Annotated in this window: 15 protein-coding genes; 7 read left to right on the top strand and 8 right to left on the bottom strand. The window is 41.8% G+C overall.

From position 1 onward, the window contains the following. The first annotated feature begins 643 nt into the window (after nucleotides 1–643). Together SJY16_RS01535 and SJY16_RS01530 are read left to right on the top strand one after the other, a co-directional pair. A complete protein-coding gene (locus SJY16_RS01535; protein ID WP_377887302.1) occupies nucleotides 644–1,264 on the top strand; it encodes a hypothetical protein in 621 nt (206 codons plus the stop codon). 23 nt (nucleotides 1,265–1,287) lie between these two features. Continuing rightward, nucleotides 1,288–2,115 (top strand): hypothetical protein, encoded by an 828-nt coding sequence (locus tag SJY16_RS01530; protein ID WP_377887301.1) that lies wholly within the window; start codon nucleotides 1,288–1,290, stop codon nucleotides 2,113–2,115. Nucleotides 2,116–2,257: 142 nt separating this feature from the next. Here the strand turns inward: SJY16_RS01530 and SJY16_RS01525 are convergent, their stop codons facing one another. From SJY16_RS01525 to SJY16_RS01505, 5 genes are all read right to left on the bottom strand, one after another. Next, complete coding sequence (locus SJY16_RS01525) at nucleotides 2,258–4,234, bottom strand: TRAP transporter permease (RefSeq protein ID WP_377892014.1); 1,977 nt, start codon at nucleotides 4,232–4,234, stop codon at nucleotides 2,258–2,260. 19 nt (nucleotides 4,235–4,253) lie between these two features. Next, on the bottom strand, nucleotides 4,254–4,721 hold the full coding sequence (locus SJY16_RS01520; protein WP_377887300.1) for a DUF1850 domain-containing protein: 468 nt from the start codon (nucleotides 4,719–4,721) through the stop codon (nucleotides 4,254–4,256). A 131-nt stretch (nucleotides 4,722–4,852) separates the two neighbouring features. Beyond that, complete coding sequence (locus tag SJY16_RS01515; RefSeq protein WP_377887299.1) at nucleotides 4,853–5,830, bottom strand: TAXI family TRAP transporter solute-binding subunit; 978 nt, start codon at nucleotides 5,828–5,830, stop codon at nucleotides 4,853–4,855. Nucleotides 5,831–5,962: 132 nt separating this feature from the next. Continuing rightward, nucleotides 5,963–6,340, bottom strand: coding sequence for an SLAP domain-containing protein (locus SJY16_RS01510; RefSeq protein WP_377887298.1), 378 nt, complete (start codon nucleotides 6,338–6,340; stop codon nucleotides 5,963–5,965). Beyond that, complete coding sequence (locus SJY16_RS01505; protein ID WP_377887297.1) at nucleotides 6,324–7,385, bottom strand: FUSC family protein; 1,062 nt, start codon at nucleotides 7,383–7,385, stop codon at nucleotides 6,324–6,326. The genes SJY16_RS01510 and SJY16_RS01505 overlap by 17 nt, the downstream gene beginning before the upstream one ends. Nucleotides 7,386–7,491: 106 nt before the next feature. Here SJY16_RS01505 and SJY16_RS01500 point away from each other — a divergent pair, with 106 nt between their 5' ends. Both SJY16_RS01500 and SJY16_RS01495 read left to right on the top strand, forming a co-directional pair. Beyond that, nucleotides 7,492–8,127 carry a DUF429 domain-containing protein gene (locus SJY16_RS01500; protein ID WP_377887296.1) on the top strand — a complete coding sequence of 212 codons (636 nt, stop codon included), beginning with the start codon at nucleotides 7,492–7,494 and terminating at the stop codon, nucleotides 8,125–8,127. Between the two features lie 112 nt (nucleotides 8,128–8,239). Further along, the gene (locus SJY16_RS01495) at nucleotides 8,240–8,545 is read left to right on the top strand and encodes a hypothetical protein (RefSeq protein WP_377887295.1); all 306 of its coding nucleotides are present in this window, start codon (nucleotides 8,240–8,242) and stop codon (nucleotides 8,543–8,545) included. Between the two features lie 45 nt (nucleotides 8,546–8,590). On the opposite strand, the gene SJY16_RS01490 is transcribed toward SJY16_RS01495, so the two are convergent. From SJY16_RS01490 to SJY16_RS01480, 3 genes are read right to left on the bottom strand one after another with little or no spacing between them, the layout of a single operon-like run. Beyond that, nucleotides 8,591–8,785, bottom strand: a complete 195-nt coding sequence (locus SJY16_RS01490; RefSeq protein WP_377887294.1) for a hypothetical protein — start codon at nucleotides 8,783–8,785, stop codon at nucleotides 8,591–8,593. A gap of 51 nt (nucleotides 8,786–8,836) precedes the next feature. Continuing rightward, on the bottom strand, nucleotides 8,837–9,313 hold the full coding sequence (locus SJY16_RS01485) for a glutathione peroxidase (protein WP_377887293.1): 477 nt from the start codon (nucleotides 9,311–9,313) through the stop codon (nucleotides 8,837–8,839). 56 nt (nucleotides 9,314–9,369) lie between these two features. Continuing rightward, nucleotides 9,370–10,416 (bottom strand): class I SAM-dependent methyltransferase, encoded by a 1,047-nt coding sequence (locus SJY16_RS01480; protein WP_377887292.1) that lies wholly within the window; start codon nucleotides 10,414–10,416, stop codon nucleotides 9,370–9,372. Between the two features lie 159 nt (nucleotides 10,417–10,575). On the opposite strand from SJY16_RS01480, the gene SJY16_RS01475 reads away from it, so the two are divergent. The 3 genes from SJY16_RS01475 to SJY16_RS01465 all read left to right on the top strand — a co-directional run bounded on the left by SJY16_RS01475 (nucleotide 10,576) and on the right by SJY16_RS01465 (nucleotide 14,885). Further along, nucleotides 10,576–12,306, top strand: coding sequence for a B12-binding domain-containing radical SAM protein (locus SJY16_RS01475; RefSeq protein WP_377887291.1), 1,731 nt, complete (start codon nucleotides 10,576–10,578; stop codon nucleotides 12,304–12,306). A gap of 173 nt (nucleotides 12,307–12,479) precedes the next feature. Continuing rightward, complete coding sequence (locus SJY16_RS01470; protein WP_377887290.1) at nucleotides 12,480–13,937, top strand: amidase; 1,458 nt, start codon at nucleotides 12,480–12,482, stop codon at nucleotides 13,935–13,937. Between the two features lie 33 nt (nucleotides 13,938–13,970). Continuing rightward, nucleotides 13,971–14,885 (top strand): DMT family transporter, encoded by a 915-nt coding sequence (locus SJY16_RS01465; RefSeq protein WP_377887289.1) that lies wholly within the window; start codon nucleotides 13,971–13,973, stop codon nucleotides 14,883–14,885. Nucleotides 14,886–14,897 lie beyond the last annotated feature (12 nt).

Genomic DNA, 14,897 nt, shown 5'->3' with positions numbered 1-14,897 from the left:
GGCGGGCGGTGCCTCGGCGCTCTGACGCGCGCCTTTTTGGTCACACTGTCCTGCTCATCCAGCAGGAGTCGAGCATGCTCCCGCTCCAATCAACGATATTTCACTGTTTAAAGATTGTAAACCACACCTTTTTAATGAGTATAACAATACGTCATGAAGCTTTGTTTTGACGGGAAAATCTAGGTTCTGATCCGTGTGATAGGTCAAATTTAGTTTTTCCACACATGAAAATCCGCTCAATTTGATCGGATAGCTTTTAAACAACGACTGTATCTCCTTATCGTAAATACTTCAACAATTCCGCAAACGCTGGACGGTCCTTTTTCGTTTCATTTATCTTCTCTTCCACCCCGTATTTCTTAAATGCGTCAAATTTCATATGTAAGTTTTGTTCTAGTGACGAAGGAGCTTATAGGATGTCGTTATTGAGCTCTTTGAGACCGAAGCGACACGTACGGAGTACGAGAAGCGCTCTTCGCCTCTTGATTAGTCCGTAGTGCAGTCGCTATCATGAGAGATTACTAATTAGTAGATATAAAATGGAAATATTTTAAAGATAATGGAATAAAATGTTTACTTTATTTTTCTGAATTGATAGAATACTTTTGTTGGTATTTGCATTTATAAAAAGGAGATGGAAAAGTTGAGAAAGCTGGTCGGTGGTTTAACATTTGCTCTCTGCCTCAGTTTAGGTTTTCCTCAGTTAGGTTTTGCGTCCGATGGAAGTAATGAAGAATTGGAGCATTCTGATGTAGGTTCTATTGTTCAATTTGAAGGTGTGACTGATATTGTCACCCCTGAGCAGCCGAGTGAACCGGATATGATTTATCCAGATATCCTTAACCCCGATGAACCATCCTGTGTAGCATGTGGAGTACCTAGTCAAAAAGTAAGTACAATTTCTGGACCAAACTTAGTTAGTACGAAATTCGTTCGTTATCTAAGTGGCTCATGGTCTTATGCTTCACGTTATACGTGGACAAAGTCAAATACAGCCAGCGCAACGGTGACTTCAGATGCTGGGTTAAGTGCAGGAGGAATCTCTAGTAAGCTAGGAGTCTCAAGTAGTGTTACTACGTCTTATTCCGTTGCAGCAACGATTCCTGCCGACAGCAAAAGGTTAAGTAAATTGGCTTTTTATAGTGATTATAATAAGAGGTATGTGAAAGTAAGTACTTATATCAGTGGTAAGCTATACAGCTCTAAGAACACCTATCACTATGCGCCTCGAAAAGACACCTATTTATTAGCTGCTTACAAATAAAAGTCAAGATATGAGGGATCACATTGAAGAAAAAGATGTTTCTTATTATGACAGTGGGTTTAGTAGCCACTGTCTCTTTTATAATAATTTTTTTTTATGGGTTTAATAATTCAAATGCAAATGAAGAAAGCATCGATGAAAAAGTGATTTTAAAGAACCCTGCTATTCTATTTGCTGATAATTACGTGAGTTATGTCCTACAAAATGATGATCCTATGTCCTTTAACATTTTTGCCGTTGAGGATGTAAGCAAAGGAGATGCCTCGCTTTCAGATTTAATTAATGGTGTGACGGTTAATAATGCAAACATAGAAACGTTAGATTTTAGTGTAGAAGAAGGAATAACCACTAATCATTATCAATTGGTTAATATGATTGTGGAATTTAAAGTTCTAACAGATGATATAGAAAAAGCTGAACAAATAAAAATCAGTTTAAAAAATGGTGAAGTACGTTCTTATGATATAGGGGAGATCATCCTTCAAAATGATAAGCTTTTTCAGAAAGATGATTTAGTCCCAAAAGGAGATTACAACGTCGGTTACCCATCCCCAAGTCTTGATGTTCATATTGCTAATAATGCAGACAGCTTAATTACAGTTCATAGCATCGAAGATATAAACCAAAACTTCTTCCATGATTTTAAAGACGAAAATCCAATTGAAGTAAATCAAAAAAAGAATCTAGTCATCCCTTCAATTGAATTTGAAAATGAGTTCGATTTTTATACGTTAACACCACTTCTTACCTATTCAATAAAAGGACAAGAATATACCTATAATATGCCAGGAGTTATATACGGGATAACACTTCCAGATGAAGAAAAAATCAAAAGAATAGTCTCGAATTAACAACCAGGTTTTGAATTCAATAAAGAAATTGATTTATTCTGTTCGAAAAGCACATTGATCCTTCCAAAATCAATGTGCTTTTCATTTAACAAACTAATAGCACACCTGAAAAAAAGCCGCTCAAAATGAGCGGCTTTTCAAATTACGCATTCGCAACTTGCTTTTTATCTTGGTCATCTCTTTTAAATACAAATTGTAGAACGAGTAGCACGATGAAAAGACCTAGTCCGTATAGATCAGTAGATCCGTCAGGGTAAATCAACATGATACCTGCTGCTACACCAGCAATCCGTTCGATCGCATATGTTCTTCTGTACCAGTAACCAATCATCCCAGCACCGATACTGATCATACCAGTGAGTGATGTAAAGAGTACCCAAAGAAGTTCTTGCCACGTTGTATCGATCATCATCAGTTCCGGCGAAAGAACGAAGATGTATGGAATGATAAACGCGGCGATGGCAAGTTTGGCTGAATTGACCCCGGTTCGGAGCGGTTCACCCCCAGACACACCTGCTGCGGCGAAGGCTGCAAGCGCTACTGGTGGTGTAATATCTGCCACAATACCAAAGTAGAACACAAACATATGAGCTGACAGCTCAGGAACTGAAAGCACGATGAGTGCAGGCGCAGCGATCGTTGACGTGATAACGTAGTTCGCCGTCGTCGGTGATCCCATACCAAGGATGAGTGATGCGATCATTGTAAAGAACAATGTGAGCAAGATGTTCTCACCTGACAATGACACGAGGCTGTTCGCAAGCTTTAACCCAAGTCCTGTTAACGTTACGACACCTACGATCATACCTGCAGCTGCGGTTGCAGCTGCTACACCTAGCGCTGTTCGTGCACCATTTGCTAGCGCATCGATGAAATCACCGATACCCATTCTTGTTTCCTTATTGATTGCACCTACGATGATCGATGTTAGAATCGCATAGAGTGCTGCTCTCGTTACGGACGTTCCAGACATCAAGAAGAAGATAACTGCTGCGATCGGAAGTAAAAGGTAGATTTTCATCAGTACCTGTTTACGATTCGGCATTTCATCTTCTGTCAGACCACGTAGCCCGATACGTTTTGCTTCAAAGTGAGTCATGATCCAAATACCTGTGAAATAAAGAGCTGCTGGAATTGTTGCTGCCTTTGCAATTTCCCAGTACGTGATGCCTCCACCAATAAATTCAACCATTAGGAAGGCTGCGGCACCCATGATCGGTGGCATAAGCTGTCCACCTGTTGAAGCGGCTGCCTCTACCCCACCAGCAAACTCCTTCTTGTACCCGAGACGTTTCATCATCGGGATCGTAAAGGAACCTGATGTAACAACGTTTGCAACCGAGCTTCCGCTGATCGTTCCCTGTAACGCACTTGAGAAGATTGCAACTTTCGCTGGCCCGCCAACTCGTTTCCCGGCAATCACAAGTGCAAGGTCATTGAAGTACTGACCAACACCCGTTTTGACGAGAAAGGCTCCGAACAAGAGGAAGAGGAATATAAATGTTGCCGATACCCCGAGCGGCGTACCGAGTATCCCCTCTGTTGTAAAGTACATCGAACGAATAATACGATCGATGCTTAGTCCTCTATGCTGCAAAAAGCCAGGCATATAAGGTCCAAGATAAGCATAAAGAAGGAAGATTGACGTAATGATGGTTATTGGTAATCCAACAACACGTCTTGTGGCTTCAAGCACAAGAACGATCGCTAGAAAACCAACGATTAAATCGAGTGTCGTCAAACGACCAACACGAAAAACAAGCTCTTCGAAATTTAGTGGCCAGTACATACCGACATAAACACCAACTAGAGCAAGCAGTCCGTCATACCAGGCAACTTGAAACCTTCTTTTTTTATCTTTGACTCGCTTCTTTGAAGCAGGAAACAGTAAGAAGATCAGTCCAAGCGCAAAAGCTAAGTGGATTGAACGCTGTAGTTGAGCGGTAAACACTCCAAATATTGCTGTATACAATTGAAAGACAGAAAATCCTACGAGTCCAATAACCGAAATCCACCCTAGCACTCCAGTTAACGTTCGGTGGCTCGCTTCAGGATCGAATTTCGCCAATAAGTCCTTCGATTGTTCTTCTGTAAATTCTTCATTTTCTTCATGATCTATTGGTTTATCTTTATCCTTGTCACTCAAGCAAATTAACTCCTTTCATCCACTTCCACAAACTTATTGTACCTGATTCCATATGAAGCCATGAGCCAGGTTCAATAACCTTGCTTAGCTTCACTTCTTGATTCTGCACGAGGAGTGTATGATCAGCCACAACTTGACCTGTTCGCAAGTCGATCGACGGTAGCTCTAGGTTCATGTCTTTAATTTTATAGCCCTCTTCATCCTGAATAAATCTCTCTCCTTCACCTGCATTCGCCGGCATTCCAACTGCAAAGTTTTCATATGAAAGTTCATATTGAATAATAGTGCCGTTTTCTGAAATGTAGTAGGATTCTAGGACTGGCGTGCGGTGAACAGAATGCGTGTAACGTATATCAAAGCTTTCTGGGGCAGAATCGATCGGAACATAGGCTAGAAATTTACCAGTCTTCCCATTCTCAAGACCCATCACCGTAAAAAAGGGATAAGTAAAAACAACCATAATCAGAACGAGCGCCAAACTTGTGTGAAACAGAAATTGTCTGGTTGAGGTTGATAATATCATTGTAAGAAGACGCAGGCTGCTAGCAGCCTGCGTCCATCACATCCTTTTTAAATAGATTATAAAGAAGCTTACTCGCTTTTGATTCCTTTTTCATCAAAATACTTCTTTGCACCTGGGTGAAGGTCGATTCCTACACCGTTAAGTGCGCTATCTGCTGTGATGAATTCACCTTTAGCATGTGTAATTTTATCTGCGTTGTCGAAAATAGCTTTCGTGAGGTTATAAACATACTCTTCATCAAGATCAGAACGAGCGACAAGCATTGCAAGTACAGCAACTGTTGTCGTATCTTCTTCAAGTCCATAAGTACCGCTCTTAATTGTATCTTTTGCATAATAAGGGTACTTCTCGATCAGCTTATCAATCATATCTTGCTCGATCGGTAGTACGTTAACAGGCTTTACTGCAGACAGTCCTTCTACAGCACCAGTTGGTGTTCCAGAAGTAATGAATGCTGCATCGATGTTACCATCTTGGATACCTTCAGTAGACTCATCGAATGCAAGATGCTGCGCGTCGATGTCATCCATGGAAATACCGTGAATTTCAAGAACTTGCTCAGCGTTCGCATATGTTCCACTTCCTGGTGCTCCAACAGATACTTTCTTGCCTTTAAGGTCTTCGATCGAAGCAATGCCGCTTTCCTTCAGTGTAACGACCTGAATTGTTTCTGGATAAAGCGTTCCGATAGCTTGTACATTATCAACTTTACCATCTTCGAACATTAGCTCGCCCTTCGTCGCGTATGCAGCGATGTCGGTTTGAGTAAACGCAACATCAGCATCTCCACTCTGAAGTGTTTGCATGTTTTCTACAGATGCTCCAGAAGACTGTGCGTTAGCGCTTTCAATATCGGTGTTATCTTGAATCGAATTAGCGATTTCACCACCAAGTGGGAAATATGTACCACCAGTACCACCTGTTAACAGGCTTAAATCCTTAGGTGAACCACTAGCTCCATCGCCATCTGATGAACCACATGCTCCAAGTACCATGGAAATTGAAAGTAAAGCTACGAACAAACTGAATATTCTTTTCTTCGTCATTCATTTGTCCCCCTTTTGTAATTTTAGACACAATCTACAAACTATTGTAACACATTTCTTACTTAGTTAGTACAGTGAAGTGGTACAGAAGTTTTATTACAAACTGTTTTACCACAGAAATCCCTTGCGGTGTCAGGGTTTTTGCTGAGTAATTTTCCAATCTTGAAATGAAGGCGCTCTCAAAAAGGAGGAACTAGGAAATATAAATGTCCAGGGTACAGCTGATTGAGATGGAATTTCGAGAGATTCACGTGTGAAAGAACCCTCTGCTACTATGTCAGTCGATTCAACATACTGAATAGCCCTCTCATATAATCTCCAATTGCTTTTATAACCATTCAGAATCAAAACAGTGGCGAGTAGTGCACCATTATGGTTCATCGCTACTCTTACTGGAGCGAAAAGAAGTTCGTTACTTTTGATGGGGAAACGCTGGTGCACTTTATTGAATTCCTCATGATCACTCGGTGATATCGCTTTTTCCCATTTATCTTCAAATCTCAGCGTCATTTTGTATGCTCCTATTGTAATGACGTATTTCTTTTTGTTCTAGCATGTAGAGATCATCCAGCACATCATTCAGTGATAGAAGTTCAAAGATGATAATCATTTTGTCATCGAAATGATGGCGAGAAGTTGATGAGGTCGTTCTCGTATCATCAAGCTCATGAAACAACTGATCAAGCTGTTCGATTTTCGCGAGGTGCTCTTCTCTTGTCTGGTTCGTTGGGTTATGAAAGGCATTTGAGATTGAGCAACCAGCCTGAATGATGGTGTCATAACCTTCTTCTTGAAACCCTTTTTTCGTGTCGACGTACAGCATATTTCCGAGGTGATAAAGGATTTTCTGCAAATACTCAAGCTTCTTAAGAACGACAGAAAAGCTCCTTACTTCCTGCATGCTATGTCGGCGATACTTCCATTCTTCTCTCTGGTATTCAATCAACTTATACGTTCGTTCGAGTTCACGACTTACGCGTTGGTACACAAGGTTTTGTTTTCGAGCATGTGGAAGATCTCTCATAATTTGATCAAGCAAATCTCCTGCGCTATGGTAGAGCCCTTCAACGCTCTGATTGATCATCGGGTAAAATTTTGGCGGCATAACAAAGTAGTTTACAGCTGTTGAGACCAGGATACCAATTAATGTGGTACTTAACCTAAATACGAAAGAGGTCATATAATCTCCTGTTGTATCAGGAATCATTGCAACAGCAGTTAATGTTGCAACAAGCATACCCGAGTCGAGATGGAGCTTATGACAGGCGATAAGTGTGAGTGTCGCTGCAAGTGCATAAGTAAATGGAGATTGGTGGAGAAACGACTCGAAGACCATCGCAAAGCCAGCACCGATTGCTGCTGCTGGAAATCGAACGATACCTTTTTTTATCGAGTCAGAAGCAGTAGGTTCGACGGTTACGATTGCTGTAATGACAGCAAAAAGCACGGGTAACCCAAGCGCATCACAAATCCAGGCAGTAATAAATGCGGCTAAACCCGTTTTTAAAATCCGTCCCCCTACAAATTTAAATAACTTTTGTTTTAAATCATTCATTGTTAATCAGTCCATTTCTGTACCTTCATTATAACGTACACGAGAGTTTACATAAACAAGCCATACGCTTACTGTTACCTTATAAAGTAAAAAAAGGAGAAACGTGATGACATTATATATTGGCATCGACCTGTCAGGTCCCTCGAACACAAAAGACACTTCCATCTCGATCTTCTCAGGGAATCATGAAGAAATGCGCCTTAAGGAATTGATGGTGGGAGCGACTGATCACGAAATCTACAGTCGGTTTGAGAACGAAGAGGAAAACATGGTGATCGGAATCGACGCTCCCCTCTCCTATCAGCCTGGTGGAGGAGATCGCCCAGGTGATCGAGCACTAAGGAACCGCATAAAGGAAGCAGGCATGAAGGGTGCCTCGATCATGACACCAACAATGACGCGCATGGTCTACCTCACATTAAGAGGTGTTTCATTATCACGAGGTCTTGCGGGTATACCTTCTACTAGTATCGTAGAAGTTCATCCTGGAGCAGCAGTTGGACTGAGGTTTTCCGATATCAACTCTGTGCTAACCTATAAATCTGACATAACTGCTAGAAAGACGCTACTAGATTTTTTAGAAATTGAGAGAGTGGTAGCTATTCCAGAACATACACTTCAATCGACACATTCGTTCGATGCTTGTCTCGCAGCGTACGCTGCTTGGAAGTGGCATCACGGGAAAGCCTCATTCTCGTTTCCGGCTGAGTCACCGATTCATCCTTTCGAGATTGGATGTTAGGTGTCGTTTATAGGCTCTTTTCACTACTATTCTCTTAATCTACTTTTTTATGTATAAAATGCCTTCCTCTGGACAAACTAGCAAATAAGTTTCGTACATTAAAGGAGGAAGTATGATGAAAAAGGAAGCGGTGTTACCGATTACACCCTTTGAAACGTATTTGGAGAAAACACAGCATGGAACAGAGGTACACTACGAATACGAGAAGTATGAGTTGCTTTCAGGAAACGATAACGGAGAAGCAACCTATTTTCTAATCGACTACCACACAGGCTTAACGTATCACGTAGATTATCAAACAGCTGAGCAATTCCTGGACTTGTATGAAAACGGGAACAAAAAAACATTACTAGACGCAATGACCTCTCGAATCACATCAGATTCGAGTCACTCATACAGCCAAAAGGCCCTGCAATAAAAGCAGGGCTTTTCTGTATTAGTTCATGAAAAAACGTCGCGCTCACTAGTTACGCAACGTTTCATGAAAGACTTTTGGAACGATGTCTCGAAAGACCATGTATAAGACACTAATGAAAAATGCTGTAATTGCCATTGCAAATGAAGGAAACACATCCCATTCTCTGTCCATGCCCCATCCACTGAGCATCGCTCCTGAAAACGTGCCTACCATATAGCAAAACGGAATCCACCATTTCATTTTGATATCACCTCAAAGGTGATATACCCGGATCCGACAACTATTGAACCTCTATTCGAGCATTTCTTCGACATCTTTCTTCAAATCTTGTGGATCTGTTTCTGGGGAATAACGCTTGATGACGTTCCCTCTCTTATCGACTAAAAACTTTGTAAAGTTCCATGGGATATCCTTATGTTCTACTCCAGGTGCTTGATGAGTTAAGTATTTGTAAAGTGGATGTGCAGTTTCCCCATTTACATCGACTTTTGAGAACATTGGAAAGCTAACCCCATAATTAAGTGTACAAAACTCTTGAATAGCTTCTTCTGAACCTGGCTCTTGAGCACCAAATTGATTACATGGAAACCCTAGTATTTCGAATGGCCGCTCTCGAAATGACTGATAGAGCTCTTGAAGTCCCTCATACTGGGGTGTTAGGCCACACTTACTTGCGGTATTAACGATCAATAGCACTTTCCCCTCATACTCGGATAATGGAAGCTCTTTCCCTTTAATGGTTTCTACATTGAATGAATGTATTGTCATATTACCCCTCCTATTGGTTACTCTCAGTTGTACCATAAATGTGAGGGAATCATCGATCAGCGTGCTCTTGCAATGATTCCATTATGAACTTTGATGTATCCATGCCTTAGAATATCAAAACCGTTCTCATATGCGTACAATCCCATCTGGCGAATATCCATCAACTCTCGGTACGTGTGGTTCATAATATCTGCCATGATATGATAATACAGTTTCGATTTCACTTGATTTCGAGGAGTCGTCATAATGACGTATCCATTTGTTTTCACAAATTTACGATGCCAATCTAGTATGGCAGGTTTATGCTCATCAGGAACATGTTCTAGTAAACCGACGCTTAACACAATATCAAACTCGTTTTGAAAATCGAGATCTCGAATGTCTTTTACTAGATACGTAATGTTCATCTGGTCTTTGTACCAGACCTTTGTTCCACCTGTTTGAGGATTCGTGCCTAGAAATGGATACGTCTCAGGGAAATGACCGAAACGATCCGTCTTACAAAATTCATCGTAATCCACCATCACGACTTCTCCACCTGGATACATCGCATGCAGCTGCATCGCTTCATATCCTTCTGCTGCCCCGAGAAATAGGATGCGAGGATTGGTGACATCGAGCCCTTCAAACAACGCTCGCTTCCCTCTTGGGTCCCAGATCCCGTCTTCGATTCGATGAACGTAATTCCAAAGAGATAATCGAACCATCTCACCGAGACCCTGTTTCACATCCTGTACCCGGAAGCCTTTGAAACTATCTTTCAATGTTCCTTTAAGCCTGTACTGTTCAGCAGGGACGTCTTGCATGAACAGACTATGAAAGGACCGATTAAAGTGCTCCCAAGAAGTTTTAACAGGCATCGCTTGTCCATGTTCACTTTCCCAATCAAGACGGTCCTTTGCGAGCTTCTTTACTTCGAACGGCCTCCCTACTTTATCCCAGGACAGTTGCGACCAATCACTGACAATATTGGCATTTAAGAAGCGATCTCGTTTTTCATCCTTCACATTCCGTAAATCGACTCGATACTGTGGTAAAAGGGCCGTGTACTCAAGATCCTGTTCTGTAAAAGGATGTTCCCTCGTAACAGAAGCGATTTCCAACTGATTCCCTCCTCGTTTTTTCATTTATCATCTCACGGAGTTTATTTTGCTTCAACTATTATTCTGAATAATCTAACAACAAATCTTCCTTTGCAACTGATTACTTTCTATAGAGAGGTGCTATAATTATAATGATTAATTATGCAGGAGTTGGAAAATATGAGAGTTGTTGTTAGTACGTTGAATGCCAAGTATATTCATACATGCCTTGCGTTAAGGTATCTGAAAGCATCTGCCGCCCCAGAATTTGATGTAAAGATGGCAGAATATACGATCAAAGACCCAATTATGAATATCGTTAGTGATCTTCACAGCATGAAACCCGATGTATTGGGGTTCAGCTGTTATATATGGAACATTGAAGAAACCATCCCAGTTATTGAAATGCTAAAAAAGGTAAACCCTTCACTCAAAATCATTTTGGGAGGCCCTGAAGTTTCTTATGATGTGTACGAGTGGCTCGATCGTATCCCTGAAGTCGATTATATCGTCATGGGCGAAGGAGAAGTTACGTTTAAAGAGCTCCTTCAACGAATCAAAAAGGGAGACTCGCCGGAAGACGTGAAAGGGATCGCTTTTCGAAAAAACGGTAAGAATCATATCAACCCACCAGCTATTAAGCTCTCATTAAGTGAAATTCCATCTCCATTTCGTTTTGAAGTGGACCGAGCAGAGCTTGGACGTCGTGTAACATATGTTGAAACAAGTCGTGGCTGCCCATATTCCTGTCAGTTTTGCTTATCTTCTATAGAGGTAGGCGTGCGGTACTTTCCTGTTGAACGGATGAAAGAAGAGCTCCTCTATTTGATGGATAACGGAGCAAAAACGATTAAGTTCGTTGACCGAACGTTCAATATTCGAAGAAACTATGCGATCGAAATGTTTCAATTTCTTATCGATCATCATCGACCTGGATGTGTTTTTCAATTTGAAATCACGGCAGATATCATGCGTCCTGAAGTGTTGGAGTTCCTAAATCGCGAAGCACCTTCAGGGTTGTTCCGATTTGAAATCGGAATTCAATCTACGAACGACGCAACGAATGAACTTGTGATGAGAAAGCAAAACTTCGAAAAGCTTGCTAGAACCGTCACGATGGTCAAAGACGGCGGAAAGATTGATCAGCATCTAGATTTGATCGCCGGGCTACCCGAGGAAGATTATCAATCCTTTCGCAAAACGTTCAACGATGTTTTTTCGTTTCGACCTGAAGAACTGCAACTCGGTTTTCTTAAAATGCTCAGAGGAACCGGCGTACGTATAAATGCTGAGAACCATGGTTACCTATACATGGATCATGCTCCATACGAAATACTTGGGAATAATGTCCTCTCATTTGACGATATTATACGAATTAAGCAAGTTGAAGATGTGTTAGAAAAGTACTGGAACGATCATCGTATGGATCGAACCATTGAGTACCTTGTCACTACCGTTTTCGATTCTCCTTTTGACTTTTTCCAAGAGTTTGGTAGCTACTGGGAAAACAATGGATGGTCACGAATCGGGCACCAGCTTGAGGATTTATTCAGAAGGCTAGCTACCTTCCTTAGGAATCGATCCCCTGAACACATTGATGAGATTACTTCCCTTATGAAAATCGATTATTTATCTAACGCGAAAACGAAACCTCGTACCGTTTGGTGGGAAAACCGCCTTGAGAAAGCAACACAACTATCACTTATTCACACCATTGTCGCAGCGCCTAACCTATTAGGGACAAAATTTGAAGCGATGAACCTTTCTCAAAGAGAAGTACAAAAGCACACGATTATCGATACTATTATGAGTGATGGCGAAATACAACTTGTATTGGTTTACTACGATCCAAAAACATCTGAGCGTGAAGTGTTTCAATCCCCTCTTCCCTCTGAATACTCTATTTCATAAAGGAATCTAGCATTTCGTATTATACGAAATGCTTTTTTGTGCTTTCGTTCTCGACATGTTTCGAGCAAATGTGAGCGGTGCCTGTCACCTGGAATTTAAAGGATTATTTTGCTAGGGGACGAATTAATACAGTAAACCATGTCGGGGAAAGTCCGACACGATGGAGGGATAAGATGTCACTATTAGATTTGGATGCCGTTTCCCTGTCAAAGAAGATTGCAAGTAGAGAAGTTTCTTCTTCACATGTAGTCAAAACGTTTATCGACCACCTAAATGCGATCAACCCTACGCTGAACTGCCTAGTAGAGGATCGTTTTGATGCAGCTATTGAAGAAGCCAAACTCGCGGACTACACGCTTGCAACGAAAAAGGCAGAAGGGCGTTTGTTCGGTGTTCCAATCAGTGTGAAGGAATGCTTTCACGTGGAGGGTATGTATACAACTGGAGGGCTCAGCTATCGCTCGACTCATCGTGAACAAGAAGATGCCCAAGTGATCAAACGCTTAAAAGCAGAGGGCGCGATCATACTAGGAAAAACAAACACACCACAGCTTTGCTTTTGTCAGGAGACGGATAATAAACACTATGGTAGAACAAATAATCCGTGGGACGTTTCTCGAACAGCTGGAGGGTCAAGCGGAGGCGAAGCTAGTTTGATTGCTGCAGGAGGTGCAGCCGTTGGGATCGGCTCAGATATTGGAGGGTCAATTCGAATTCCTGCTCATTTTAATGGTGTAGTGGGCTTCAAATCTGGAGATCGACAAGTTCCTCATGAAGGAACATTTCCTTATATACAAATCCGAGAACAAGAGCGGATGCTTGGCATTGGTGCTCTAAGTAAATCCGTTCAAGATGCCCGGCTGATCAACCAGATTATTTCTGATCAAAAGCCAGAAAAGGTAAGCTTGAGTGAATTTAAACTTGTGTTTCCAATTCCTCACCATCGCATCCCGATCAATCGTGAAACATTTCAGCTCGTTTCAAGTATTAGAGACTTCTTTAGCGATGACTTAGATACAGAGCAGGACAAACCGCCATTCTTTAATGACGCTGCACAACTATGGCAACAAATCATGTCCATCGACGGGGGAGCATCTCTCACCAAACTTATGAGTGAAGATGGTTCTGCCGTTCCGATTGCAGAATATATGAAAGAGAAATTCTTCAAAAGCTCTTCTGTTCATTCATACCTTTCCTGGGCACTAGTAGGTGCTAAGCTTTTTAAACCTAATCGGAAACAAACTGATAATATTTACGCGATGATTACCCGTGGAGACGACTTGATTGGAGACTATTTAGATAGACGTATTCTAGTAATGCCTGTCTACCATACCCCCGCTCCTCCGCACGGTGAGCTTTATCAAGAAATTTTCTCGATCAGAAGAACGTTTTTGAATTACATGCCGTATGTAGCCTATGCGAATTTATGGGCGCTCCCTTCACTTGTCATTCCGATTGGAACGAGCAAAGAAGAAGGTATGCCAATTGGTGTTCAGCTCGTCAGCCGCACCGGTAACGAGGAAGCACTTTTTCAGTTGGGAGAGAAGATTGAAGAGAAGTTTGGTGGATATAAGAGATGTGAGACGTATGACCAACGCTCTACAGAAGAAGCTGAAGCGGAGCTTGTTTAACTTATCTTTTGAAGAGAGAAAGAGGGAATTCTGTTGGCTTATTCTCAACAACAAAAGTCTTATTTGGCGATTGCCATTGCAGTGGCATTCATTTCAACTTCAGCAGTTATGGTGAAACTAACGTCAGCACCTGCCTCGATTATTGCCATGTATCGGCTGATCATTGCCACTTTCTTGATGCTCCCTATCGTGATCCTTCGGCATCGTGGAGACTTGATGAGAGTTAGCAAAAGCGATTGGGTTTTTGGTAGCCTTGCAGGTGTCAGTCTCGCGTTTCATTTTATTCTCTGGTTTGAGTCACTGAACTACACATCTGTTGCTAGTTCTGTTGTTCTTGTCACACTACAACCGTTATTTGCATTCATCGGGACTTATCTATTTTTCAAAGAAAAACTCTCATGGCCTGCGATGATTGGTGGGATAACCGCCATCGCAGGTTCTATTGTGATTGGCTGGGGAGATTTCAGGTTGAGCGGTATCGCCCTTGTAGGCGACATGCTTGCTCTCACCGCCTGCGCAATGGTTACAGGTTACTTATTATTCGGACAAAATGTTCGAAAGCGGCTCGACCTTATTCCATATACGTTCATCGTATATGGAATCGCTGCGGTTACGCTTATACTCTATAACATCAGCCTTACAAACCCTTTCACAGGTTATCCTGGTTCAGACTGGATGATGTTTGGACTCCTAGCCGTCTTCCCTACTTTGCTAGGTCACTCGCTATTAAACTGGTCCGTGAAATGGGTCAGTGTTAACGTTATTGCCATGAGTATCTTATTTGAGCCAATTGGTGCAAGTATACTCGCTTATTTCTTACTTGGTGAGACCCTGCACCTCATGCAGTGGATCGGAGGAGGCATTATTTTGACTGGACTCTTCCTATTCACGCGAACCTACAACCGTGAGCCAAAGCACATTCATCAGAAACAAACCATTCAAGGCTAATTCGACATCGTT

It is taken from the genome of Alkalihalobacillus sp. R86527 (assembly GCF_042466185.1).
GTDB lineage: Bacteria > Bacillota > Bacilli > Bacillales > Guptibacillaceae > Guptibacillus.
This window is presented reverse-complemented; position numbering and strand designations above follow the sequence as displayed.